This is a genomic window from Ammoniphilus sp. CFH 90114 (genome assembly GCF_004123195.1).
Lineage (GTDB): Bacteria > Bacillota > Bacilli > Aneurinibacillales > RAOX-1 > YIM-78166.
Genome location: NZ_SDLI01000001.1, coordinates 793161 through 816792, shown reverse-complemented (window position 1 = coordinate 816792; position 23632 = coordinate 793161). Strand labels below are relative to the sequence as shown.

The 23632-nt window shown below is 42.6% G+C and carries 21 protein-coding genes; 6 read left to right on the top strand and 15 right to left on the bottom strand.

What is annotated here, in order from left to right; genetic code table 11:
* Positions 1-100: 100 nt before the first annotated feature.
* The 5 genes from EIZ39_RS04300 to EIZ39_RS04280 form a co-directional block, all read right to left on the bottom strand.
* Complete coding sequence (locus tag EIZ39_RS04300; RefSeq protein WP_129197732.1) at positions 101-3184, bottom strand: efflux RND transporter permease subunit; 3084 nt, start codon at positions 3182-3184, stop codon at positions 101-103.
* Complete coding sequence (locus tag EIZ39_RS04295) at positions 3181-4551, bottom strand: efflux RND transporter periplasmic adaptor subunit (RefSeq protein WP_129197730.1); 1371 nt, start codon at positions 4549-4551, stop codon at positions 3181-3183. The genes EIZ39_RS04300 and EIZ39_RS04295 overlap by 4 nt, the downstream gene beginning before the upstream one ends.
* A 31-nt stretch (positions 4552-4582) precedes the next feature.
* Positions 4583-6040 (bottom strand): stalk domain-containing protein, encoded by a 1458-nt coding sequence (locus tag EIZ39_RS04290; protein WP_129197728.1) that lies wholly within the window; start codon positions 6038-6040, stop codon positions 4583-4585.
* Positions 6041-6273: 233 nt separating this feature from the next.
* The gene (locus EIZ39_RS04285; RefSeq protein WP_129197726.1) at positions 6274-7011 is read right to left on the bottom strand and encodes a DUF881 domain-containing protein; all 738 of its coding nucleotides are present in this window, start codon (positions 7009-7011) and stop codon (positions 6274-6276) included.
* Complete coding sequence (locus EIZ39_RS04280; RefSeq protein ID WP_205668502.1) at positions 7012-7710, bottom strand: DUF881 domain-containing protein; 699 nt, start codon at positions 7708-7710, stop codon at positions 7012-7014. It abuts the gene before it with no gap.
* Positions 7711-7876: 166 nt separating this feature from the next.
* Here EIZ39_RS04280 and EIZ39_RS04275 point away from each other — a divergent pair, with 166 nt between their 5' ends.
* Together EIZ39_RS04275 and EIZ39_RS04270 are read left to right on the top strand one after the other, a co-directional pair.
* Positions 7877-9379: an SWIM zinc finger family protein gene (locus EIZ39_RS04275; RefSeq protein ID WP_129197722.1), complete on the top strand. Its 1503-nt coding sequence runs from the start codon at positions 7877-7879 to the stop codon at positions 9377-9379.
* On the top strand, positions 9376-12117 hold the full coding sequence (locus EIZ39_RS04270; protein WP_129197720.1) for a DEAD/DEAH box helicase: 2742 nt from the start codon (positions 9376-9378) through the stop codon (positions 12115-12117). The genes EIZ39_RS04275 and EIZ39_RS04270 overlap by 4 nt, the downstream gene beginning before the upstream one ends.
* A gap of 56 nt (positions 12118-12173) precedes the next feature.
* On the opposite strand, the gene EIZ39_RS26400 is transcribed toward EIZ39_RS04270, so the two are convergent.
* The 5 genes from EIZ39_RS26400 to EIZ39_RS04250 form a co-directional block, all read right to left on the bottom strand.
* Positions 12174-12347, bottom strand: coding sequence for a hypothetical protein (locus EIZ39_RS26400; RefSeq protein WP_164984889.1), 174 nt, complete (start codon positions 12345-12347; stop codon positions 12174-12176).
* Positions 12348-12407: 60 nt separating this feature from the next.
* Positions 12408-13358: a DMT family transporter gene (locus EIZ39_RS04265; protein ID WP_129197718.1), complete on the bottom strand. Its 951-nt coding sequence runs from the start codon at positions 13356-13358 to the stop codon at positions 12408-12410.
* Between the two features lie 125 nt (positions 13359-13483).
* Entirely contained in the window at positions 13484-14416 is a 933-nt protein-coding gene (locus tag EIZ39_RS04260; RefSeq protein WP_129197716.1) for a manganese-dependent inorganic pyrophosphatase, read from the bottom strand.
* A 144-nt stretch (positions 14417-14560) separates the two neighbouring features.
* On the bottom strand, positions 14561-16045 hold the full coding sequence (gene cshA / locus EIZ39_RS04255; protein ID WP_129197715.1) for a degradosome RNA helicase CshA: 1485 nt from the start codon (positions 16043-16045) through the stop codon (positions 14561-14563).
* Between the two features lie 308 nt (positions 16046-16353).
* A complete protein-coding gene (locus EIZ39_RS04250) occupies positions 16354-16626 on the bottom strand; it encodes a hypothetical protein (protein ID WP_129197713.1) in 273 nt (90 codons plus the stop codon).
* A gap of 157 nt (positions 16627-16783) precedes the next feature.
* On the opposite strand from EIZ39_RS04250, the gene EIZ39_RS04245 reads away from it, so the two are divergent.
* Positions 16784-17869 (top strand): glycosyltransferase family protein, encoded by a 1086-nt coding sequence (locus tag EIZ39_RS04245; RefSeq protein ID WP_129197710.1) that lies wholly within the window; start codon positions 16784-16786, stop codon positions 17867-17869.
* A 68-nt stretch (positions 17870-17937) separates the two neighbouring features.
* Positions 17938-18147, top strand: a complete 210-nt coding sequence (locus EIZ39_RS04240) for a methionine aminopeptidase (protein ID WP_129197708.1) — start codon at positions 17938-17940, stop codon at positions 18145-18147.
* 40 nt (positions 18148-18187) lie between these two features.
* On the opposite strand, the gene EIZ39_RS04235 is transcribed toward EIZ39_RS04240, so the two are convergent.
* The 3 genes from EIZ39_RS04235 to infC form a co-directional block, all read right to left on the bottom strand.
* Positions 18188-20224 carry a diguanylate cyclase domain-containing protein gene (locus EIZ39_RS04235; protein ID WP_129197706.1) on the bottom strand — a complete coding sequence of 679 codons (2037 nt, stop codon included), beginning with the start codon at positions 20222-20224 and terminating at the stop codon, positions 18188-18190.
* A gap of 281 nt (positions 20225-20505) precedes the next feature.
* Complete coding sequence (locus EIZ39_RS04230; RefSeq protein WP_129197704.1) at positions 20506-20709, bottom strand: YwbE family protein; 204 nt, start codon at positions 20707-20709, stop codon at positions 20506-20508.
* Between the two features lie 31 nt (positions 20710-20740).
* Positions 20741-21232 carry a translation initiation factor IF-3 gene (gene infC, locus EIZ39_RS04225; protein WP_129197702.1) on the bottom strand — a complete coding sequence of 164 codons (492 nt, stop codon included), beginning with the start codon at positions 21230-21232 and terminating at the stop codon, positions 20741-20743.
* Positions 21233-21353: 121 nt separating this feature from the next.
* Here infC and EIZ39_RS04220 point away from each other — a divergent pair, with 121 nt between their 5' ends.
* Positions 21354-21986, top strand: a complete 633-nt coding sequence (locus EIZ39_RS04220; RefSeq protein WP_129197698.1) for a transmembrane-type terpene cyclase — start codon at positions 21354-21356, stop codon at positions 21984-21986.
* A 44-nt stretch (positions 21987-22030) separates the two neighbouring features.
* Here the strand turns inward: EIZ39_RS04220 and EIZ39_RS04215 are convergent, their stop codons facing one another.
* Entirely contained in the window at positions 22031-22735 is a 705-nt protein-coding gene (locus tag EIZ39_RS04215) for a pirin family protein (RefSeq protein ID WP_129197696.1), read from the bottom strand.
* Between the two features lie 100 nt (positions 22736-22835).
* On the opposite strand from EIZ39_RS04215, the gene EIZ39_RS04210 reads away from it, so the two are divergent.
* Positions 22836-23138 (top strand): hypothetical protein, encoded by a 303-nt coding sequence (locus EIZ39_RS04210; RefSeq protein WP_129197694.1) that lies wholly within the window; start codon positions 22836-22838, stop codon positions 23136-23138.
* 62 nt (positions 23139-23200) lie between these two features.
* Here EIZ39_RS04210 and EIZ39_RS04205 read toward each other — a convergent pair whose 3' ends face one another.
* On the bottom strand, positions 23201-23398 hold the full coding sequence (locus tag EIZ39_RS04205) for a hypothetical protein (protein WP_129197692.1): 198 nt from the start codon (positions 23396-23398) through the stop codon (positions 23201-23203).
* Positions 23399-23632: the final 234 nt, after the last annotated feature.

Sequence of the window (23632 nt, the reverse complement as noted above, 5' to 3'; positions counted from 1 at the left end):
CACGAAATGGATAAAAAGATCAAGAACAAAAAATAAAAAAGAGGGTGACCTAAAACAAAGAGCCTGGCCCATTGTTTTAGGTCACCCGCTATTAAAAATGCTAGGATTCCATCGGTTTGCCGTTGCCGCCCGTTTCCTTAATCACTTCATTTCCCTTTGTAAACAAGCGTTTAAGCCATGAAACAGCATCATCGACTAACGTGTACATGATGGGTATGAAAAACAAGGTGAAGAGCATGGATATACTTAAACCAAAGATCGTGACCACTCCGATGGGCTGCTGCGTTTCGCTTCCCTCAGCCAAACCTAAGGACAAAGGAAGCATCCCCAGCACGGTTGTGACGGTGGTCATCAAAATAGGCCGAAGACGTCTTCCCCCCGCTTCCACGATGGCCTCTACTTTATCCATTCCTCGCTCCCTTAACTGATTAATATACTCAATCAGTATAATCGCATTGTTCACAACGATTCCCGCTAATACGATCATCCCAATAAAGACCGGAAAGCTCAACGGTAACCCTGTGGTTAATAAGGCTACAACCACTCCTACAACCGCGGTAGGGATGGTGAACATAACAATAAACGGCTGAGTAAAGGATTCGAATTGCACGGCCATCACGGTATAGACGAGGAATATCGCCAGACCAATGGTTAACAAGAGGTTCCCTAGTGACTCGTTGAATTGCTGTCGCATACCGCCCATAGTGACCTCATATCCGTTAGGTACCGGAATTTGCGAAAGCAGCTGATTCACCTGTCCCATGACCTGAGCAGCACTTGTTCCTTCTACCATGTCTGCTGTCACCGTGTACATTTGGCGCTGGTTTTCTCTTTGAATCGAAACCGGCCCTTTGCCCTCCTCTATGCTGGCAATCGTTTCGAGAGAAACATGCTGTCCACCAGAGGTCTGCACCAAGAAGCCGTATAAATCTTCGATAGTATCCGATTCGGTCTCAGGTAATTGAATAACCACATTATACTCTTTTCCATCTTGCTGCATTGTAGCAGCGGACAAACCATCAAATACCGTACTAAGCTGGTCCATCACATCCCCTTGCGTAAGACCGTATTGAGAGGCTACGGTGTCATCTACCCTTACAGTAAATTGCGGTCGCCCACTCACACTCGGAACCTCAACATTCTCAAGCGAAGGGACCCTCGATAACAAGAGTTCGACCTGTTCAAGAAGCGTGGTTAATACTTCTTGATCGGGCCCCGCTATACTGACTTGCAGCGCAGAACCACTTCCCCCAGCCGAACGGAATTGCCGTCCCACCGTAAAATTAGCTCCCACGATGTTTTGCTTTAAGTCCGACTGAATTGCAGCACTCAATGCCGCTGTCGGCATTGTCATCTCATCCGCTTTGACCAGCTGAAGTGACACTTGAACTCTGGTCTCACTGATTGAGGTTTGAAGTAATTTAATATTCTCCTTGTACTTCTGTAAAATTCCTTCGACTTGATTGGCATAAGCCTCTACCTTAGAAAACTCGGTTCCTTCATCAAAGTTGGCAGACAAGTCCAGCCTTTGCTCCTGAGAACGAGGGAAGGTCTGAACCTCGAAGGAGGAGAAAAAGAAGCAGCTTCCAATTGTAATAGCAACCACAGTAAGCACGACCAGCCAACGCAGTTTCAAGCTCAGCCGTAACAAGCGTTCATAGGATCGGGATAATAACCGGATCCATGCGGGATCTGTCGCCAACCTATCATTTTTGGTGTTGGTTAGCATGTTGGACGCAACCATAGGAACAAAAGTTACAGCAACGACTAAAGCCGCAATAAGCGAAAAGGAAACGATGACCGCCATCGGAACGAACAGCTGTGAAATTTGGCCGTTATCGATCATAATGAGCGGTAGGAAAACGACGAGCGTCGTCGTTGTCGATGCGATGACGGCAGAAACTAATTCCGAGCCACCCTGAATTGCCGCCTCTTTTGCACTAAGCCCGTCTTGCTTATGTTTGATGATATTTTCCAAAATAACAATCGAGCTATCAACCATCATCCCAATTCCCAAGGCTAGCCCGGAGAGAGTAATTACGTTAAGGGTCTGATCGGAATAGCGGATGAGAATAAAGGTCGTCACGACCGCAAGCGGGATCGAAACACCAATCACCAAAGTGGCTCGAAGACTGCGCAAGAAGAATAGCAAAATCAATACCGCAATGGCGCCCCCGATGGTGATCGCTTGCGTCACTCCGCTAATTGCGTTTCGGATAAAGGTGGACTGGTCGTTCACCACAACAAGCCGGATGTCTTCTCCCCATTCTTTCTGAAGGTTTTCCATAGTAGCTAAAACCTTGTCGGCGATATCCACCGTATTGCTGCCTGACTGTTTAGAAATGGAAAAAAGCACGCCCTCTTCCTGATTGATTCGCGTTATGTTGTCTACTTCACTTGACGTATTGGTAATGTCAGCAACATCTTCGACCGTAATGGTTTTTCCATCTTTTAAGCGAATGGGAGTATGGGCGATCTGATCGAGTGAAGTATACTCACCATCTACACGGATCTGAATCTCTTCATCTCCTTTGGGAACTGCACCGACCGTTCCTGCAGCGTTTTTCTCCCGGATCGCAGTCGACACGCTGCTTGCCGTCAACCCATATTGCTTAAGCAAGATGGGATTGAGTATGACTTTCAACTCGGCGGATCTTCCGCCTTGGACGGAGACGCCTGCAACTCCTTCAATTCGCTCGAAACTTGGCATCATATCGTCAGCTATCTGTTGCAGACTAATCGTGTCTTTACCCACCAAGGCCAGCGTCATCACCGGTATGCTGTTCACATCGAATTGGGCCACTGTAGGGGTGTCCACCCCATCTGGAAGCGTTCGACCCACTCTGGACATTCTCATCTGAAGATCGGAAACAGCTTTGTCAAATTCCACCGAATTCGCGAACGTCACTCGGATACGGACTGATCCCGTGCTCGTCGTGGAGACCATTTCTTCTACGCCGCTCAGAGAGGCGATTTGGGCCTCGAGGGGCCTCGTCACCATCTCTTCCATATCCTGCGGTGCTACATTATTGTAGGAGGCTGAAACGGTTACCGTTTTGTTTTCGATTTCCGGAAACAGATCAATGGGTATATCCCGCAGGGTCACCGCTCCTACCAGGAGCAAACAAATCACGAGCATGATGACCGTAACTGGGCGATGTACCGATGACTTGATTATATTCACGATCTGCCACCCCCGCCAGTACCTGACGGTCCTTGTCTTCGCTGCCCTTCCCCGGCTTGTCCCTGAGCGTTCTCCCCCTCACCTGGACCCCCGCCAACCGCAGGGAGCTCCTGTCCAGGAAGCAGGATGGTCATTCCATCCGACACCAATTTGTGCCCATTGACTATGAGCTGAGTATTCTCCTGAAGATCTCCTTGGACCGCTGTAAGGTGTGTCTGACTATTAATGATTTCCACCTTCCGCTTAACCGCTTTTCCGCCTTCAGCCGTATAGACAATACGCGAGTCACCTTCCTGCAAAATGGCTTTCGTTGGAACGAGAAGTGCATTCTCGACCAACGTTTCCGTAAAGGTCAACTGCACCACCTCACCGCTAGCAACAGAGGTATCCGAGGTTGCAAAGGTCAATTCCACATCGAAAAGTCCATTCTCATTTGTGGCTCCACTGACATAATCGACCTTAGCCTTGAGCGTTTTACTTTCTGCGACAGTCTCCACATTCACCTCTCGCCCTTTCGGAAGAAGCGCTTTTTGCTCCGCTGTAACCTGTGCGGTGATGATTAGTTGCTGGTTGTTCGAGATGGTAACCAGCGGCTGTTGACTAGATACATTCTCGCCAACCTTGTAGTTAACGGCCATGACTTCTCCTGAAATAGGTGCGCGGATGACCCCATCGCTCTGCGTATCACGTACATCCTTGAGCGTTTGCTGGAGATTGATTTCCGCCTTTTTTACACTTAGCTCGTTTTGTCGTATCGATAAATCCGCTTTTTCCATCTCAATTTCTAAAGAAGCCTCTTGATTCTCATAGGCCGTTTTTCTTTCCTCCTCCAGCGTCTGGGCAGCTTTCAATTCAGCTAAAGCGATGGCACCCTGTTCATAGAGGTACTGAGCTTCTTCTAGTTCCTCCTTGGCTTTGTCCCAATCCGTCTCCGCCTGTTGAAGATCCCGTGCCTTCTGTTGGGCTTGCTTCTTGGAAATTTGAGCATTCTCAAGCTGCTGCTTGGCGCTTTCTATTTCCATTTCCGATTGTGTGATCGCTTCTTGGGTATCGGAGATATCCACCGTGGCAAGAATTTGCCCTTTTTGAACCCTATCGCCTTTTTTAACCTGAAGGGATATTAGCTCCCCGGATATTCCAGAAGAAACTTCGCTCACGCTATCCGATACGACATTTCCTAGGATTTTTTTGGTAACCGTCAAATCTCCCTTAGCTACCGGTTCTACCTCTACAGCGACAGTTTGCTGAGCTTGCCCAAAGCCTCCCTGACCACGCGCGGCACCCATCGATCCCTGTGGTCCGCCGGACGAGCAGCCTGTAATCAACAAAAAGGACACCGTTAAAAGCACCAGCTGATTTTTTTTCATCTTGTTTCTCCCCTCATCATGACTTGTCCTTTTAATTGGTCCATGGCTTATTCCACCTGTGATTCAACTGATCCATCTGGATTGCGATTTCTTCCAGCTGTCTCTTCTTTTGGTTGAAACTGTTTTTGTCCCTTTTCACTTCCAGGGCAGTGACTAAGCCTTTAGCGTATTTCGCTTCGGTTACACGTAGGTTGTCTTCCGCTGTTTGCAGATTGATCTTCAGCACATGATACTGGTCCTTCAATCTCTCCATATCAGAGTACATGCTGCGGATCGTCTCCTCCAATTGCTCTTTGCTTCTGGCCAATGTCGTCTGTGCTTTCTCCACATCCATCTTCGTTAGATCATAGTTTCCGCCCGCATTGAACGAAAATAGATTCACGTCAAGCTCTGCAAGCTCTACTTGTTTTTCTAGGAGCCAAATGGACGGACTACTCGATATCATTCTCGTAATTTGGGTGTTCACATCCCATTCCTCCGGCTCGACATAGGTAGGCTTGTCCGCTAATAGATAAGTACGATCCTTTGATTTTCCCATCAAGGTATTGAGCTTGGTCCAGGCATCAGAAAGAGCCGTCTTTGCGGTTTGCACATTCTTTTCAGCCTCTGTCCTGGCTTTCATGATCTGATTTTTTTCCACCTCGGATATTCGGCCCATTTTGGCTTTCGCTAGAGCAGCCTGTTCTTCCATTTGGGCTACTTCTAGTGATTCTTCTCTATCAATGACATCATTTTGTTTTACGAGAATATCTTGATAGGCTTTCATCACACTGAACCGGACCTGATCGCTTGTCACTTCAGCTTGTTTCTTCGACATGGAGTAATTGATATTAGAAGAGGCAACCTGTTTAAAGGCTGAACGAACTGCCGCATCGTCTTGGCCATTCCCAGTGCCTATGGGGGTGTACTCCAATTCATCCGCTGCGTCTTCCATTTTTATATCATTGCTTTCGATGTTCTGTTGCGCAGTTTTCATATCATAACTATGCGCTTCCGCTGACTTCACCGCATCTTCCATGGTTAAAATGGCTATGGAAGGATCTGATTCTATTTTCTCTTGTGGGGAAGTGATATAGACCGTTTTGGTTGATTTCTCCCAAATCACATCAGCCCCAAAGGACTCACTAACTACCCTCAGCGGGACCACTGTCCTTCCAGTTTGAACGAATGCTGGCACATCCAATGGAATCTGCTGATAATTTTTTAATGCATACGTTGAACCTATCTTTAGTTGAATAGTCACGTTATCCTTTGAGGCTATCACGGTTTGCGTGTCTTGGTTCCAATTCACCTCTGCACCTAATTTCTCGAAGATCTCTCGCATCGGTACCATGGTAAAATCGTGATAGATCATGGGTGCCTGTTCAAAAGAGATAGGATGGTTGTCAATTTTCACCTGTATATCCGAGTGTGCACTAGTTTCATTGGGAATCGATCCAACAAGTAAACCTAAAGCAAGAAAAATAGTTAATCTATGATTCCACTTCAATCTCTTCCACCTCCATTGGCAAGTATCGTGCTGAACAAACAGCGAATTATATCTATTTTAATTAAATTCGTGGAAGTTCGCCAACTTTTTCCACATTTTGAGCTTAAGAAGACTTTATTGCACCCATTATTGTAATGGAGAATTGTGTCAGGAACATGTCAAAACACTTCGTTAAGATGTTTTAACAACTAAAGCCACCCTTCTTTGAGGGTGGCTTATCTAATGGTGATGCTTTATCCTGATGTTTTTTCTTCTAAAGGCTTCATCTCACGAATATAGGGACTGCCTCGAAAAGGGCTAATCCTCATTTTATCTATTCTTTCCAAGACGAGCTGCTTATTCATGATGCTAAAATACTCTTCAAACCCTTTTATCTTTATAGAAGATTCTAATAGAGCAGGGTCTCCAATGGCTTCAATGATATACGGGGTATTAATAGGTATGGTGTCAATTAATATGTTGTCACCAACGGTTCTAATATAAGTGGTAGGAGTAATCCGATGGCCATTCAAAGCCATATGACGAGCCCCAGACGCAAACAATTCATTAACAAGGTACCGAAGGTCATCATCATATACAATCTCATCAAAGTAGTTTTCAAAATAACTATCGTTATCGTCGTAGGGAATGTCTTCAATTCGCACGATAAGCCCTTGACCCTCCACGCCTGCACTCCCCGTTAAGGTTTGAAGACGTTCAATTTCTTCCTGAATAACAGAAAAAGAATCTGCCTCTTTGATGGAACTTCTATATTGTTGAAGGAGGCCATGAGATTTTTCAATATCGGCTTGCAGGTTCATATTATTTTCGCGTTTCTTTTGTAATTCTTGCCGAAGGAGGGTAACGTCCTGATTATCTTTTTGTGATTCTTGCTGATTAGATAAATATTGTATACCTAAGAGATAGCCAACTAGTAAACAAGTGACCGTTATGAGTAAAAGGGTTGTTCTATTTTTTTTTGCTGCGATCACTCATAAGGAACCTCCTGTGAAGGCAGGGAGCTCTACCTCATCCTTCTTCTCAATAAGCATACCCGCATTAGAATAGCGCCTTAAGTGATCAAGGACTCCACCAGGCATATCCAATGCTGTCTTAAGTATAACGGGATCTCCTATTGCTAAGATTTCGTACGGGGCATTAATTTTGGTGTCGTTAACCAACATGACTAAACCAGAATATACAATCGCCGAATGAGTCGTTAATCGCTGGCCATTCAGACTAACGGCTTCCGCTCCAGCTGCAAAAAGCTCATTAATGATTTGTCTTAAGGTCTCCTCGCGTACTGTTGCCTCGCCCCCAAGATTGTCCTTCTGTTGAGTACTCTCCGTAAGTGTTACAGCAACTCCTCGTCCTTTAACCGGAATCACTCCACCCCACATACGAAGTGTTTGCAACTCTTCTAATAAGCCCTCTCCATAAGCTTCTTTGGACGCAAGCTCTTTCTCGAAAGCTGACACTTCCTGTTTGACGGTCACCAACTGATCCATTAAGGCCTGCTTTTCTACTTGCTCCTTAATCATTTGTTCCTGTATTTCTTGCTTTTTGTCTAATTGCTCCGGAATTTCCTCCCAGACTTGCACCTGCTTCGTGTACTTCACAGAAAAAGAGATCATAAATCCAAATACTAGAGCTACTAAACTCATGTATACATGTACTTTTCTTATCCTCACGCCAGGAATCACTTCCCTAGTTTAAGATCAAAATAGGATGTATCATACTACAAATTCTAGTATGGATCATGCAAAAAAGTCAAACTACGGAAAATCTTTGCTTCTAGCTTCCTTCCAAACCTTCTGTTAAAGTAAAGCATGATGTTCCCTTAAGGGAGGAATGAACGTGAGGTATCCTGAAATCAACAAAAACAAAGTTCTTCATACTGCCGAAACCGTGCGAGAAGCAGTGGACGAGGTGATTTTACAACGAGGACTCGATTACTATCAAAGAGGGTTCGTTCAGAGCACCGTTGCTCGTGATAATCGAATTGACGCCATAGTCAAAGGAACTAGGCAATATCATGTTATTTTAAATTTAGATCAGTTTTTCGAAAGCCATTGCAGCTGTCCCTATCATGTCGTTTGCAAGCATATTGTAGCTACCGTTTGCCAGGTTCTGTCCTTACTAACAGATCCTGAACAATTTTTCCTATCAAGTCAAGAAGAATCAACGGTAGAGCTTTTAGAAACAGATTCTCCTGGACGATGGATGGAAATCTTTGAACAAGCTTTTCCCCTCTATGTTTCTGGGCTGAATTATGATCTAACCTACCGATATGAGAAATTTTTTGCTGATATGGAACAACACACCGAGTTTTGGTCCAAACCACAACGCTTTCTTTATGAACTTTATCTCTTATTGTTTGGTTTGCAAAAGTTAGAGGACGTCTCTAGACGATCCACTTATGGGTTGGACCGACAGCTAAAAGATGCTTTCCATCTGCACTTAAACCGACTTCAGTATCTCACCCTAACTGATGATAAGGCTAGTCCTAACCAGATCAAAGAATGGGCTTCTCTTCTTACCTTTCAGGTATTAGCATCAGATACAGCAGCCATTGACTGGTTAGTCGTCTACCGACAGGTATGGTCCCATATGATGGTTGATACCGAGTCCACATGGGAGGAAAAACTCAAGCTTGAGGGCCTCTGGAGTCATCCCTCTCTTCCGCTCGTACAAAAACGAACCTTACGACTCATGCTTGCTCACATGGAATTTATGCTTGGACAAGACGAATCAGCAAGGGCTTTATTAGAGCCTGTTTTGGAGGCAAACGAACTTTTTCAATTTCATTCTTATTTATCCTTGATGAGCCATATGGAGCAATGGGATCGATTATACGCCTGGTTGCATTGGCTCCGCCCTCAACTCAAATATGCAGAGCGATTTGAAGTTCACATGGTCCTGCGATACTGGGCAAAATGGGCTGAAGTTCAATCAACAGACGAGGAATGGATGGACGTCCTTGTCTCTTTTCTTCCATCTAGCACCTCATTTTATGTAGAGCACTTGCTCAGAACAGAACAATATCGACTTTGGGTGGACTTTCATCTTGCAGAAGGCTTTATTCCCCCTTATATTCATAAAGATATATTGAAGCGGATCGAGGCAGCTCACTTACCTGCACTGCTTCCCCTATACCATCGTGCTGTCGAGCAATTCATTCGAGAGAAAAACCGCAAGTCGTATAAGCAAGCAGTAAAAATGTTAAAGAAGCTCCGAACTTTCTATAAGAAATTAAAACAAGTGGAACGCTGGAATATTTTTATTCTACAACTAGTAGACAAACATAAGCGTTTACGCGCTTTGCAGGAAGAATTGCAGAAAGGAAAACTCATTCCATGATGAAAGCTGATAAAATCATCATATATAGCCGTTGGGTACCCCATACCGGTCACCTGATCTGGGCGAGGAATCAAGGTGGATATCCCCTCGATGTACTTGAATTAAAGACTCGACTTTTCAGCTGGCATGAGCCATCCTTTTACGGCACCTTTTTAGAAACTAAGGATGGGGAGGGTTGGGAGGGGGTTCTGCTCTCACCCAAGATGTCATTGGATTATTTCTGCAATCCCTCCCCCTTAGTCCACCAGCAACTAGAGTGGAGCCAAGAAACAGAGCAGATCCTCGAGTTGGCCCCACTATTAGAACAGGCCATTACAGAAAAAACGTACAAGCCAAACTTCTCTCTATGGCAAAAAGGGGAATGGGGCTGGACTTTTCCGATCTCCGAAGAATCGCTCCTACCTTACACACAGGATTGGGCAGAAATTCTTTTAAAACAAGAAGGGATGGACATGATCCATCATCCTCTCCTGCGCTCGGAAGCTGAACAACGAGAGCATTGGACGGAAGAGGAATGGTTAATCGCGATCGGTTGGAAGGAAGATCCTGTTCCTTTTCGCATCGCACTTAAACTACTGGAACCAACAGGAAATGAAAGTTGGTCGCTTCAACTGGTTCTCCAGGACCCTACACATCAAGATCTTCATTATGCTTATCCATTTGTTCTATCTGATATACCAAGTGATTGGATTCCTTTTATAGTACAAGTTGATCGATATCTAGAAAGGCTGGTAACTCTCCTACCGTGGTTCCACATAGATTACCTTTCTCGGGAATTAGAAGACCAGGAAGCTTGGTTTTTTCTGTCAGAAGGAAGCCGGATGCTTGTAGAGGCTGGGTTTATCGTCCTCCTGCCGTCTTGGTGGTCTCAATTAGAAAAGAGAAAACCTAGACTTGTTGCCCGTGTGCAATCTTCTGTTACCCAAAGTGAGCTAGGTCTAGATCAGCTCATGCGATTCGATTGGAAGCTATCCGTTGGAGATATCACTCTCAGCGAAGAACAGTTCCTAGAAGTCATGAAGCAAAAGAAGCAACTGATTCGGGTGAATGGGAAGTGGATTCAATTAGATGCTTCAGTGCTAGAGCGGCTTCACAAACTCATGCGTGAGCTTCAAAACAAAGAAGGTTTAACACTCGGCCAAATCCTTGAATCTCACTTTCAACAGGAGGACACCGAGCACCCCACTGACATACAGGTTGAATTAAACAGCTCTCTACTAACGATGCTTCAACAATTACAGGAAATCTCGACACTGCCAATCGTAACACCCCCCGCATCGCTGCAAGCTACCCTGCGACCTTATCAGATGGAAGGCTATTCCTGGCTTCTCTTCTTGCGGCGATTCGGACTTGGCGGCTGTTTGGCAGATGATATGGGACTCGGGAAGACGATCCAATGGATCAGTTACCTGCTTTATCTCAAGGAGAACGAACCGTTGAAGGAGCCTTCTCTTCTGATTTGTCCAACCTCCGTTCTTGGAAATTGGCAGAAGGAGCTTCGACGGTTCGCTCCCTCCTTGAAGGTATACATCCACTATGGAGGTGCTCGGAAAAAGGGCGAGGAATTTAGCGTTGTAGTCCACAATGCTGATATTGTACTGACTACTTATAATCTCTCTCACTTAGATAGTGATGAACTTCAATCAGTAAAGTGGAATGCCATTGGACTAGATGAAGCACAAAACATTAAAAACGTCTATACGAAACAGGCAGCTGCGGTACGCCAGTTATCAGGGCGTCACCGCGTTGCCATGACAGGTACCCCGATTGAAAACCGACTTACGGAGTTATGGTCCATTTTTGATTTTATCAATCCTGGGTATCTAGGTAGCCTAAGGGATTTTACAAGACGATTTGTCAACCCTATTGAAAAGGAAAAAGATAAGGAGTTAATTAGGCAAATCCAGCGGATGATTCGACCTTTCTTGCTTCGTCGAGTAAAGACAGATCCAAAGATACAACTAAATCTGCCGGAGAAGTTTGAGAGCAAGGAATACCTCTCTCTCACCGTTGAACAGGCTTCCTTGTATGAGGTTGTCTTGCAAGAGCTTTTCTCTAAGATTGAACTCGTCTCACCAATGGAAAGAAGAGGAATTATACTTGCCTCTTTAACAAAGCTAAAACAAATATGCAATCATCCTGATCTATTCCTAAAAGCCGATAACAAAAAATCAACAATAGACTTTTCCCCCAAGGTGGAGCGACTCCTTCAAATGGTCGAAGAGCTTCGACAGGAAGGTGATAAATGTCTCATTTTTACTCAATATGTAGAGATGGGAAATATCCTAAAGAACACTCTTGAACAAGAACTTAATGAATCTGTACAGTTCCTGCATGGTGGTACACCGAGAGAAAAACGAGATGAAATGATCCTTCGCTTCCAAGACGAATCCCTATCTAACGAGAATCAAACAAATATCTTTATTCTATCCTTAAAGGCTGGTGGAATAGGATTGAATCTTACAGCAGCCAATCATGTGTTCCACATTGATCGTTGGTGGAACCCTGCTGTTGAAAGCCAAGCCACGGATCGCGCATACCGAATCGGACAAACTCGCCGCGTGCAAGTTCATAAATTTATTACCTTAGGTACACTCGAGGAAAAAATTGATGACATGATGGAACGCAAGCTGGGTTTAAGTGAACAAATAGTAGGTTCAAGTGAACAGTGGATTACAGAATTGTCACAAGATGATTTAAAGGAGCTTCTTACCCTGCACAAAGAATGGGTAACTTAAGCAAAAAAGAGAAGAGGCTGACGAACAGCCTCTTTACTCTGCAGGTAAAGTATGTACTACTCCCCGCCCTCTGTACTTTCTCCCTGGCCCTTATCCGCACTGGGTGTGCCTCCAGCCAAACCGGTTCCCGCCATGACTTGATTAGGAGAGTAAGATTTGGTGTTGCCAAACAAAGAATAAATCCCAAATAAGATAGCGATAATGATCGCACACCACAGAAGCACGATCATAAGGTCATCACCTCCTTACCTATGGTAATATGTCGTGACACTAGCTAAAAGAACTATAATCTAACCCTGCGCTTTCCCAGCAGGCTCGGAAACCAGGTGAACTTCTTTGCTTTCCTCTTTTTTTCTGCTGATCAATATTCCGGTGAAAACCAATAGTCCTCCGATCAGATGGGCACTGGTTATCTGTTCACCTAGAATTATATAAGCAAGCACTGCTCCCCAGATGGGAATGAGATTCTGAAAGAGAGAAGCTCTAGAAGGTCCTATTAATAATAGGGCACGGTTCCAAAACAGGAAGGCCCCAATGGAAGGGAAAATACCCAGGTATAACAATCCTGCAAACTCTTTTACACCAAGTGGCCCCAAAGGCAAAAATAAAAGCTCTATATAGGAAGTAGGAATCAATAGAAGAGTTCCCAGTAGAGAACTATATCCAAATAAAGAGAGTGGAGATAATACCCCTGCAGTTTTCTTAACATATATCGAGTAGACACTCCAAAACAAGACAGCCACAAGCATGACTAAGTCTCCAAAATTAAACTGTAACGAGACTAACCTAGCTATGGAGCCTTCTGTCATTACCCATAGAATCCCTGAAAATGAAACAATGATAGCCATCATGACATTGATCTTCAGCTTTTCTTTCATCAGGAAATACGATAAGATCACCATGAAAAAAGGAGTCGTACTATTTAACAAGGAAATATTAAACGCTTTCGTGTAATGAGCTGCCCAATAAGCAATGAGATTAAAACCAATAACACCTGTTATAGCTAAAAGAAGAATGAGCTTAAAGTGGTTTTTCACTACTCCCCATTCCCTTACTAGGCACCGATAGGAAAAGAGAAGAAGAATGAGACTTGAAATCCCCAATCGAATAAGGGACAGAGTAAAAGGCGGTACAATCTCCGAAAAGAACCTTGCGGCTACAGCATTTCCTCCCCAAAATAGGCTTGCAAATAACAGCAACAAATAAGGGGAATTCCATACTTTGTTAGTTATTGGGTTCATTTTATCCTCCAAAGAAACTTCTAGAAACGATCTTTCTCACTATACCATAAAACATTTACAACTAATCGAAAATTCTAAATTTTATCCTCATAATATAATGAGAGCCCAATCGGGCTCTCATTATATTATAGCTTATTAAATGCGTCCGTTAACACCGGAATGATTTGCTTCTTACGGGAAACGACACCCTTAAGCAAAGCTGTATTATTTTCTAGTGATACATTATAAGCTAGTTCGACTGCCTTTGTTTGTTTACCTAAAGCTAAACCAACCGAGTCATTATTTAAGATGTCAGTGACAACAAACAGGAACAAATCCAGATTCTTCTCGGCAATACGCTCATTAAGGGCAGCCTCAAGCTCTTGTTGACGAGAAAGCACATCGTTTGTATCTACAGCATTGACCTGAGCCACTTCAACTTTATAAGTTCCCATCTGGAACTCCTTAGAGTCAAGAGAAATAAGCTGTGCAATGGTCTTGTCACTTAAGTCAGCTCCTGCTTTGAGCATGGCAAGTCCATAGCTCTCTAAATCAACTTCAGCTATAGCTGCAAACTCGCGAGCGGCTGCAATATCTTGTTCTGTACATGTCGGAGATTTAAACAAAAGGGTATCAGAGATAATGGCAGAAAGCATTAATCCCGCGATCTCTTTCGGAATAGCTACACCATGCTCTTTATACAGTTTATTTAAGATGGTTGTCGTACAACCAACAGGTTCTGCACGATAATATAAAGGGTCAGCCGTTTCAAAATTAGCGATACGATGATGATCAATAACCTCAAGTACTCGAACCTGATCAATATCATTTGCGCTTTGTTGACGCTCATTATGATCGACCAAAATGACACCATTCACTTCTGTAGCAACATTTTGAACTAAGCGTGGTAATTCGGCCTTAAAGGAATCTAATACAAACTGTGTTTCTCCATTAATTTCGCCTAAACGAATAGGTTCAACATCAAAACCTAGTTTTTTCTTTAGGTCCGCGTACGCAATTGCGGAACAGATGGAATCCGTGTCAGGATTTTTATGTCCGAAGATAAAGATCTTTTCCATTTTTGTCTCTCTCCTTTATTCACCCTTTATGTGTGGTCTCTCAAGTTTCCTTCCAAACCTTATTTTAGCAGAAACAAACACCTACGCTCAACGAGAATTAATATTTAAAAAAATAGCCTCTTTTCGAGGCTATTATTTGGTAAATTATTTAAAAGCTCCTTCAAGTTGGCGACCAGTTCGTGGTCCACGATCACGCTTAGGTTTTGCCTTGTTGCCGGCATATCCTTTACCGCCTCCGTGGCCTTTGTTTCCTTTAAAATGACGATCCCGATCGGACTTTCCTTCTACCTTGAATTTCGGCTTCTTAGCAAAGCGAGGTTCTTCAGCTGTTAGTTGAACAGGGATATCGGTTTGTTCCTTTGTCATCATTTTTAAAGCTACAGAAACAAGCGTAATCGAATCATATTGATCTAACAGTTCACTGGCTGTTTGCTTGTACTGAGCAAACTGACCTTCTTCGATAAGTTGAATCATCTTGTCTGATGCCAAGCGTTGTTTGGACTCCATCGCTTCGGCAACCGTTGGAATAGGCTTACGAGAAATTTTTCCTTTGGATGCTTTTTCAATGGTTCTTAACTGCCCCATCTCACGCGGGGTAACAAAAGTACTGGCTAGGCCTGTTTTACCCGCACGGCCGGTTCGTCCAATACGGTGCACATAGCTTTCAGGATCTTGAGGAATGTCAAAGTTATAAACATGCGTTACACCAGACACGTCAATTCCCCTCGCCGCTACATCCGTCGCAACTAAAATATCAATGGTTCCTTCACGGAATTTATTCATGACAACATCACGTTGACGCTGATTTAAGTCGCCATGAAGTCCATCTGCGAGATATCCTCTCTTATTTAATGCATCCGTTAATTCGTCTACGCGTCTTTTGGTTCTACCGAAGATTACAGCAAGTTCTGGATTATCAACATCTAATATACGACTTAATCCATCAAATTTCTCTCGTTCATTAACCTCGTAGTAAACTTGCTCAATAGTTGGCGACGTAACTTCCTTGGCCTTAATCCGTATTAACTCCGGATTGGTCATGAATTTTTCCGCAAGGTTTTGAATTGGTCTAGGCATAGTCGCGGAGAACAGTAGCGTTTGCTTTCCTTCAGGGGTTTCCTTTAAGATCCGTTCGATATCCTCAAGGAAGCCCATGTCTAACATCTCATCCGCTTCATCTAGAACAACAATCGAAACACGATCCAACTTTAAAGTTTTACGCTGGATATGGTCGAGTAATCGTCCAGGTGTTCCTGTAATGACATGTGGACGTTTTCTTAGTGCATTAATTTGACGATCGATGGATTGCCCCCCATAGATAGGGAGAGAACGGATACCCATATATTTTGCTAAGCGGTTAATTTCTTCAGAAACCTGTATAGCCAGCTCTCTTGTTGGTGCGATAACAATAGCTTGCACATGATCTTTACTCGTATCTACATTTTCTAGGATGGGAATCCCAAAAGCTGCCGTTTTCCCAGTACCAGTCTGTGCTTGCCCAATAATATCTTTCCCTGACAATGCTATAGGAATGGACTTCTCCTGTATAGGAGATGCCTCTTCAAACCCCATATCCGTAATCGCCCTAAGGATAGGTCCGCTGATGCCTAATTCATGAAATGTTGTCATACACAAAACTCCTTCTATATTGTTCATATGATTTAATTTTGACGAAATCACCCTATGTAATGCATCAAATTTCATTATTTTGAGTTATGGAGTCCAATTTCTTTATTATGGAAATCTCTTCCAATTAAAAAATTCACATATTATAAAGAGTAACCATCATCTAAAGTGATAACTCTTTTGTAACATGTGAATTATACTCAAAATTTGGCATTTCTTTCGTCAATCCATTCATTATATCATCCCTTTTATAAATAGGCAAACCAAAAAACGTTCATCAAAGATTGGATGAGCGTTTTTTTCAAAAAAACTTATGTTGTCTTTTTCTCGATCACTTGCTCAATGGCATCAAGAATGGTTTGTTCAAAAACATCTCCGTTCTGAACAGAGAGGTAGATGGCAACAAGTCCGTAGGCTTCCTTCAAGGTGATGGAATGAAAATGATCTTCATCATAATCAATCAGAATGTAAGATTGATGATCCTCGGAATCCACTGCATCCAATAAACGATATCCTTCGAAATCAAATAATCTCCTTGAACCCCCTTCTGCCATTTTTTCATATTGCTTTTGCGCAATTAGCATTTTTATCCCCCCATATATCTTATTCTTAAGCATTATAGCACTTTTGGATAGACACAAACCTAATTTATGTGCATATGGGTCAAATCCCTATCTCACAGCTGTTTATATGGAATAGAATGTAGGAGTTTGTAATATAAAAATGAGCGGGGGAGAAGACATGATTTCTTTCATAGTCGGACGTGGAATGGGGCATCTGGGAAGATGTATCAGTATCTCTAATCGTTTACGAAAAAAGAGAAAAAAAGTCCGTGTCTTTGCATTCCGGCAGACTCATAAATATTTAAGAAAAAACCTCTCCAGAAAAATTAAGATAAAGCCTTATCAAGAAGGAAGAATTAGTGGCTGTAAAAAGGCTCATGTCGTCATCCATGACTGGAGACCCGAAATTACGAAACTTAAGAAAATGCATGCGTTTAATAAGCGTACCAAGCTTGTATCGCTCTATCATAGTGACTTCTTTGTCCGTCGGGTCGATGATCGTAAAATGCGGAAATTTAAACGGCAGATTCTTAAAGTAGCCGGTAAAACCCATGTATTTCTCCACATGAATTTACTCCCACCAAAAAAAGCACCCAGAGGACTTAAGTGCGTTTATATTCCTGTCCCTCTGATTACAAGAAAATTAACAAAATCCAGAGCAAAAGTGAAGAAAAAATTAGGTTTAAAGAGGAACGAATCCTTTATTCTGGTTCAGATGGGTTCAGGACTTGGAGACGGCCGATATAATTCGATACGCAAATGGTATAAAGCGGTCAACCGTCTATCCAAGAAATATCGTTTCGTGGTTGCTGGTCAGTTCAAGAATGAAAGATTTTCATTTAACAAGAGAGTGATTCAAGCCCCCCTTTTCCCCAATGGAAAGGATTTGGTACAAGCGGCCCAGCTTGTGATTACTAAACCAGGAATGGGGATCCTTTCTGACTGCATCTCTACCCGAACACCGATCCTTATGTTGCCGCCGGATACATCAGAGCGAAAACAAAAGGTCCAAATGTTAAAGAAAATTATGAAAAGCGATCTAGGGTACGTCAAAAAGCCTAAACAACTGGAACGAAAGATTAAACAGGCTCTAAAGCGGCGTTCTATTTTTCAAAATAAATTTAAGAGAATTAGGACAGACGGTGCAGTTATAGCAAGTCGCATTATATCCAAACTGGAGAAGATGTCTCCGCGATCAGTAAGAAAAAACAAGAACCAACTCTGCAGGTTAAGTCCATTTTGTAAGAGCTTAAGGAAAAGATAGGAAAATCCAGGCATAAAACACCCTTTTATTCCTCATCCTAAAGATAGGACACCTATTGGAGGGATATAATGGGACTTATTCAAGCGTTCATTGATTGGAAAAACGCAAATCATGAGAGGAAAGTTTCGGAAATGGGGGCCCAGGGAAAATGCCCCGATTGTTTTGGGAGAGGCTTTAACCCTGTGATGTTAAGTGGATTTTATTATACCAGCGTATTAGACTGTCCCGGTTGTAACGGGAGTGGCTTGTTTACCGATTGGGCAGAGTCTAAGGAATAAAAAGCAGCAGAAGGAATAGTCCCTCTGCTGCTCGTTGGCTTTATTCAAATATTACGATCTGATTTCTCCCCTCTTGTTTAGCCTGATATAAGGCCATATCCGCCTGACTGACGATGATCTCCGGATTTTCAAGTTGGCTAGGAATCATGGTACATATCCCCATGCTTAGAGTTAAAATCTCACTAACCTTAGACCCAGCGTGAGGAATTCCTACCTCTTCTATTAACGTTCGAAGACGATGGGCTACTTTTAATCCACCTTTTTGGTTGGTCCCTGGCAGAATCAGAGCAAATTCTTCTCCCCCATAGCGGGCAACTAAATCCCCTGTCCGCTGCACAGCTTTGGTTAGGGTCTGAGCTACTTGCCTTAGGGCCTCATCTCCTCCAAGATGACCGTACGTGTCGTTATACGCTTTAAAAAAGTCGATATCAAACATAATAAGAGTTAGTGGTGTCTTGGAAACAGCCGCGCGTTCCCATTCCTCCTTTAACTTCTCATTAAAATATCTCCTATTGGCTATCTCTGTTAGACCATCCATCTTGGACGCCTTCTCGAGGATCCAATTGGCTCTTTGCAGCTTCTGCTCGGCGAGTTTCTGTTCTGTAATATCACGAGAAACAGTGACCACTTGATGAACCTCCCCGTTTTCTTCTACAACTGGTGCCCCATGCACATCGATATAAATCCAATTCCCATTAACATGCTTCCACCGATATTCCATTTCTAGATAGCTCTTCGTACGGATTACCTCGTGAAAAATACGTTGTACCTCTTCCATATCTTCAGGATGTATATAGGGGTGAGGATACTTCCCGACATAATCCTCAGGCTGAATACCAAAGCGGACAAGGGAGGGAGATACATATTGTACTTGGCCATCCTTTGCACCGAGAACAGTAACCACATCCGACATGTTATTCGTAATGATGCGATATTTGGCCTCGCTTTCTTGAAGAAGATGAGTTCGAATTCGTATTGTATCTGCCATTTGATTAAATGTGAGAGAGAGTTCCCTTAATTCTGATGGGGTTCTCTTCGCGTCCCCTTCAGAAATCTGGAACCCATAATCACCAGAGCGCAGCTTCCTCGTACCATCTAGCAGATGTCTGATAGGGTCAGTAAATCTCTTTGATAGGCGTATTACGGCTAATTGATTAATGACAAAGACGAGAACTAAGACGATAAATAAAATCTTTGCCGATTTAATGAATGGTGCCAAGACCTTTTCTTTTTCCACCTCAACGATAACTAACCATTTCCCATTATTAATCCATTGATAAGTTCCATACACTTCTTTTCCGCGATAATTCTTGTAAGTACCCTCTATTCCCTTACCTTCTCTAGCCAAGTTCACAATGTTAGAATCAATCTTTAATTCTAAGCGAGAACGATCTTTAATTTGACCACTCTGAATCAACTCCTGTGTATAAGGTGATTCGGTAATCATTAGAGCTTCTTCATTGACTAGATACGTATCGGTAAATTGGCCATGATTGGCCAAGTTAACTACACGATCTATGGTTTCAAGCTGTACGGCTCCAACAATTGCTCCTTGAAATTGATCTTTGTCATCATACACAGGGGATGAAATAAAAATAGTCGGCTTCCCACTATTTCTTGCTATCAGTACGTCAGATATCGTACTCTTCCCTTCAACAGCACGCTTAAAATATTCTCGGTCGCTGATATCTATACCCGTTGGAAAAGTGGTATCCACTTCAGATATCCCATTCCTGTTCACATATCCAATTGTATAGTAATCATTCTGCCTACGAACAAAAGCCCGAAAAGCCTCATCCATCGCATGTTTATCGAGGTCCCTAACCAATGGGAGATGGGCCAAGGAATCAATATCATTTGCTTGCTCTTTTAGCCATTGCTCAATAAACATCCCTTGTATAGCTACTACATGTTCAATCTTTTTCTTTGCTTCATCAATATGGTGGATTCTTTCAATTAAAGCAATAGGGATGAAATTCAATAATCCCATAAGGATAATAAGTAAACTAACTCGGTATCTAAGGAGTCGTTTAATGGTTAGAGGTTTATCGTTTGAAGATCTAAGTGAGCGTATCATAGCTACCCCTTAAATGAATTTAATTCTTAACTAGAATATTGTACTATGTTTTGCTTGAGAGTAAAGTGAGATTTTAAACACATAAGAAAACCCCTTACTTATCTCAAGTAAGGGGTCCTCCATCTTTATCGGAACTATTCCACCAATTTCTTTTTAATATTTGATTAATCACTTCAGATATAACACAGTCTTGTCGCTTCTGCACCGTCTATGGAAAAGATTATACCTGTTGGTTGAGTATGCATTCTCTCCTCCCCCGCTTCTAATCGAGGATCACTTCATTATTTTATGTAGATCTTCTTCACTCGCCCAACTTGACCATCTTGTAAACGCACCTTGATTCCATGAGGGTGTTGAGATGAGTTCGTCAGAATATCCTTCACAATTCCCCTGGTTGTTTTTCCTGATACTTGATCTTTTTTTAGAACGATATCCACCTCCACACCGGGTTGAATATTTTTACGTTCCTGTCCATTGGAAGACATAGGTTCTCAACTCCAAACAAATAATCTCATCTTATCCCTTAAGGGGAAATAGCAGCACAACCACTTGCTTTCCACTTACCTGTATTCCCTTTTCTTGCTTTCCACAGGACTTTAGTTCTTTGACTAGACCTTCAAGGAGTCTCTTCGCTTCTTGTCCTTCTTTTCTCTCCAGGCGAACCGTGAACTGAACGGCATCACCTGCATGTAGAATCTTCTCCGCTTGTCTCTTCTTCGTATCGTAGTCGTGATCCTCTATAAATGCAGTTAGTCTGATTTCCTTTGTCTTCATTCCTCTTTCCGCTTGACGCTCCTTTTTCCTTTCCTGATCCTTTTGCTTCTTGAAATCGACAGGATGAACGAGTTGACAAGGAGGCGGACTTGCAGTCAGCGATAAGCAAACCAAATCTACCTTGAGGTTTTTAGCCATTTGTAGAGCTTCTTTAGTTGATACTATTCCAAGATCCTCTCCATCTAAACCCGTTAGCTGAACTTCCGATGCTTTGATTTTTTCGTTCTTAATCATAAACTCCCTCCTTACAATAGACTCATTATATCATTTCCCTACACAATTGAATCCTGCTTATACGTCGTCATAAACCTATCTTAAGGAATGTATAATCTATTAACAGAAAGGAGGACAGGGGATGAATACAGTATTGATCTTTACCATAGCTGCAGGAGGATTATGGATACTAACTTACCTTCTTCTCATCTACAGAGGATTTCGAGATAGGAAATGTGGCATGCCTTTTGCTGCGCTGTGCGGTAATATTACGTGGGAATATATCTTTTCGTTTATTTTTCCTGTTCCGGGTCCAGGGATTTATATCATTTATATATGGTTTTTACTCGATATTATCATTCTTATTCAATTTCTATTGTACTCGAGAGATGACTTGCCTAAGCCGCTATCCCATCAGTTATTCCTGCCAACTCTAGTCGTATCCTTAGCCACTGCCTTTAGCCTCCATTATTTCATCGCTTTGGAATTCTCTAATTTCACTGGAGTTTACTCCGCTTACGGTCTTAATCTTATGATGTCTATCCTCTTTGTACACTTGCGGTTAAGTAGGAATCATCTCTTAGGTCAGTCTATGACCATCGCTATTTGCAAACTTGCTGGTACTGTATTTGCCTCCTTGGTCAGTTACGCATTATATCCTACATCGGTATTATTATTACTTCTCTATATTTTAGTGTTCTTCTTTGATCTCTTGTATGTTATCTTACTTCATGCTAAGAAAAAGGATCTTGACAGCCGGTTAGCTCCTCTTTGAGCACCCAGCCGGACATTAGATCCTTTAAATGAAAAGAAATTAATTTAAGGCAAATCCATCAACATAAAGTTTGCTCCTGATTCAGAGACGATCTTCAGATCCTTAATATTCATAATTCTTGCTGCATCCCGTCTTTTCAACCGGTATTCCTCGTTTAAGACGAGATCTCCCTCAATGAGGAATACATAAATCTTTCGTTCTTCCTCTTGATTGAAAGTCAGACTATTGCCCGCTTCTAGATTAGACATGTAAATCGTCATATCTTGATGGATGAAAACAGTATCCTCGGACTGAATCCGATTAGACACCACGGGCAACAAGTCATTCTTCGTCGCTTCTTGATTATAAGCTTTTTGTTCATAGGAAGGGGTCAATCCTCTTTCGCTCGGTAAGAACCAGAGTTGCAAGGTATTGGCCACCTCATCTTCGGATGAATTGATTTCCGAATGCAAGATACCCGTACCTGCTGTCATCCGCTGTACTTCCCCAGGTCGTAATACTTCTTCTCCACCCGTATTATCTTTGTGCTGCAATTGGCCTTTAACGACGAACGTTACAATCTCCATATCTCGGTGTGGGTGCGTTCCAAACCCTTCTTTGGGCTGGATGTAATCATCATTGAACACCCGAAGTGGGCCAAAATTCATATTTTCAGGATCATGATAATCAGCAAAAGAAAAGCTGAAATTACATTGGAGCCATCCGTGGTTAGCTGAATACCTGTTTTCAGCAGGATAAATTTTAATCACGAAAACATCATCTCCATTCTTTATAACTAACTTTATGTAAGTATCTTATTATGTTATAATTCCTTTTGTCAAGATCATAACTAGAGACGGAGGTTTTCTTTTGGAACATATGTACATTAGACATACCGTTGGTGGCCGATTGTTTCTAGACACCAAGAAGCATAACGTGAATTATTCGTTACAGTTTCTAGATGAAAAATGGGCTATAACCATACATATCCTAGATAGGAGAATGGCAGAAGCAATTGTAGACCATCGAGATGAGCTTAATATCTTTGTCGTAACAGAAGGTCAGACAAGTCAGAAGTCTTGGTATTACACTAGGTATGGAAACGTGAAATATGACCAAGAAAATCAAGAATTAACCATCATTGCCGACTCAAAGATGGACTATTCAGTATAACTTCTGCTAACCTCGTTTGAGGGACCCCCGTAGGTGTGGGGTGTGTCCATCCACTCCACTTCTTACAGCCCTAGCCGCTTAAACTCTGTCTCTAACGTTTCAATCCATTCCTCCATGGTAATTCCTTCAGAATCCTCATCGCTTGGCCTTTTATGCCAATCACTATCGGGAAACACCCCTTGTCGAATATATAACTTTAATTGCCGGATCTCTTCAAGCTCTAAGTCATGAAGCTCCTTAAACCAAATGATATCATCCATAAAATTACTACCTCCTTCTCCCTTTGATTCCTACTAGTAAATTTTCTTTCCATTGAATAATATCCTTAAACTTCCACATAATAAATGAATAAATGCAAATAGGAGTGGAAGAATGAAGCTTTTTAATGAACTCTCATCGTGGATAAAATCCAGAGATGAACTCAGGTCAGTCAAACTAAGATCACAAGGGAAATGTCCAGACTGCTGCGGTGGGACGGGGCTTTATCCTTTGAT

Bases quoted from the DNA above. Each gene is read 5' to 3' on its own strand.
- EIZ39_RS04270 (WP_129197720.1), top strand. From the start codon at position 9,376: ATGATGAAAGCTGATAAAATCATCATATATAGCCGTTGGGTACCCCAT.
- EIZ39_RS04250 (WP_129197713.1), bottom strand. From the start codon at position 16,626: ATGCTAATTGCGCAAAAGCAATATGAAAAAATGGCAGAAGGGGGTTCA.
- EIZ39_RS04235 (WP_129197706.1), bottom strand. From the start codon at position 20,224: ATGATACGCTCACTTAGATCTTCAAACGATAAACCTCTAACCATTAAA.
- EIZ39_RS04295 (WP_129197730.1), bottom strand. From the start codon at position 4,551: ATGAAAAAAAATCAGCTGGTGCTTTTAACGGTGTCCTTTTTGTTGATT.
- EIZ39_RS04220 (WP_129197698.1), top strand. From the start codon at position 21,354: ATGAATACAGTATTGATCTTTACCATAGCTGCAGGAGGATTATGGATA.
- EIZ39_RS26400 (WP_164984889.1), bottom strand. From the start codon at position 12,347: ATGATCGTGCTTCTGTGGTGTGCGATCATTATCGCTATCTTATTTGGG.
- EIZ39_RS04230 (WP_129197704.1), bottom strand. From the start codon at position 20,709: ATGTCTTCCAATGGACAGGAACGTAAAAATATTCAACCCGGTGTGGAG.
- EIZ39_RS04240 (WP_129197708.1), top strand. From the start codon at position 17,938: ATGGGACTTATTCAAGCGTTCATTGATTGGAAAAACGCAAATCATGAG.
- EIZ39_RS04265 (WP_129197718.1), bottom strand. From the start codon at position 13,358: ATGAACCCAATAACTAACAAAGTATGGAATTCCCCTTATTTGTTGCTG.
- EIZ39_RS04205 (WP_129197692.1), bottom strand. From the start codon at position 23,398: ATGGATGATATCATTTGGTTTAAGGAGCTTCATGACTTAGAGCTTGAA.
- EIZ39_RS04260 (WP_129197716.1), bottom strand. From the start codon at position 14,416: ATGGAAAAGATCTTTATCTTCGGACATAAAAATCCTGACACGGATTCC.
- cshA (WP_129197715.1), bottom strand. From the start codon at position 16,045: ATGACAACATTTCATGAATTAGGCATCAGCGGACCTATCCTTAGGGCG.
- EIZ39_RS04245 (WP_129197710.1), top strand. From the start codon at position 16,784: ATGATTTCTTTCATAGTCGGACGTGGAATGGGGCATCTGGGAAGATGT.
- infC (WP_129197702.1), bottom strand. From the start codon at position 21,232: ATGATTAAGAACGAAAAAATCAAAGCATCGGAAGTTCAGCTAACGGGT.